Raw genomic sequence first — 1,781 nt, forward strand, 5'->3', positions numbered from 1 at the left:
TCATTTCAACCTTTGATATCCAAACAAGCTCTCAAGAGCTCTTGAAATATTTATTATTACTCTTTAGTGTGAGTTAAAGAGTATGTACTCTAGAAAGGAGGTGATCCAACCGCAGGTTCTCCTACGGTTACCTTGTTACGACTTCACCCCAGTCGCTGATTTTGCTGTGGGCGGTAACTAGTTTAGTATTCCGACTTAAAGCACAATCAACTCCCATGGTGTGACGGGCGGTGAGTACAAGACCCGGGAACGTATTCACCGTAACATAGCTGATTTACGATTACTAGCGATTCCGGCTTCATGCTCTCGAGTTGCAGAGAACAATCCGAACTAAGACATATTTTATAGATTTGCTCCACCTCGCGGTATTGCTTCTCATTGTATATGCCATTGTAGCACGTGTGTAGCCCTGGGCATAAGGGCCATGATGACTTGACGTCGTCCACACCTTCCTCCTCCTTGCGAAGGCAGTCTATTTAGAGTGCTCAGCCGAACTGTTAGCAACTAAATACGTGGGTTGCGCTCGTTGCGGGACTTAACCCAACATCTCACGACACGAGCTGACGACAGCCGTGCAGCACCTGTCTCTAAGTTCTAGCAAGCTAGCACCCTCGTATCTCTACAAGGTTCTTAGGATATCAAGCCCAGGTAAGGTTCTTCGCGTATCTTCGAATTAAACCACATGCTCCACCGCTTGTGCGGGTCCCCGTCTATTCCTTTGAGTTTTAATCTTGCGACCGTACTCCCCAGGCGGTATGCTTAATCCGTTAGGTGCATTACTGAAATGACTAGCATTCCAACAACTAGCATACATCGTTTAGGGCGTGGACTACCAGGGTATCTAATCCTGTTTGCTCCCCACGCTTTCGCGCCTTAGCGTCAGTTAAGTTCTAGCAGATCGCTTTCGCAATTGGCATTCTTAGTAATATCTACGGATTTTACCCCTACACTACTAATTCCATCTGCCTCTCCCTTACTCTAGAATAGCAGTTTTGAATGCAGTTTAATGGTTAAGCCATTAGATTTCACATCCAACTTACTACTCCGCCTACGCGCCCTTTACGCCCAGTGATTCCGAGTAACGCTTGCACCCTCCGTATTACCGCGGCTGCTGGCACGGAGTTAGCCGGTGCTTATTCTTACAATACAGTCAGTATTCTTCTTGTAAAAAAGGAGTTTACGCTCCGAAAAGTGTCATCCTCCACGCGGCGTTGCTGCTTCAGGGTTTCCCCCATTGAGCAATATTCCCCACTGCTGCCTCCCGTAGGAGTCTGGACCGTGTCTCAGTTCCAGTGTGTCTGATCATCCTCTAAGACCAGATATGCGTCATAGCCTTGGTAAGCCATTACCTTACCAACTAGCTGATACAATATAGCCCTATCCCTTACCGAAAAACTTTCCCACCCTAACTTATGTTAGAGCGGAGTATAGAGTATTAGCACTCATTTCTAAGTGTTGTCCTCTTGTAAGGGGCAAGTTAGCTATACATTACTCACCCGTGCGCCACTAATCCGTCTAGCAAGCTAGACTTCATCGTTCGACTTGCATGTGTTAGGCACGCCGCCAGCGTTCACTCTGAGCCAGGATCAAACTCTCCATAATTTAAATGATTATTTTTTAATTATGAAAAATTAAAAAATAAATAAAATAATGAAGTGAATGATTTAAAACTTATATATAAGAAAGTTTTAAATGGCTCTTGATCACTTGTTTAGATATCAAAGATTGACGTTGAAATAATTGATATATTTAAAATTAACAATAAAACTATTTAAAATAAC

At 43.9% G+C, this 1,781-nt stretch carries 1 rRNA gene; it reads right to left on the reverse strand.

The annotated features are described in order from the left end of the window. Positions 1 to 93 precede the first annotated feature (93 nt). Positions 94 to 1,602: ribosomal RNA gene (locus AVBRAN12647_RS09520) — 16S ribosomal RNA — on the reverse strand. Positions 1,603 to 1,781 lie beyond the last annotated feature (179 nt).

The organism is Campylobacter sp. RM12647, assembly GCF_020138135.1.
Classification (GTDB): domain Bacteria; phylum Campylobacterota; class Campylobacteria; order Campylobacterales; family Campylobacteraceae; genus Campylobacter_E.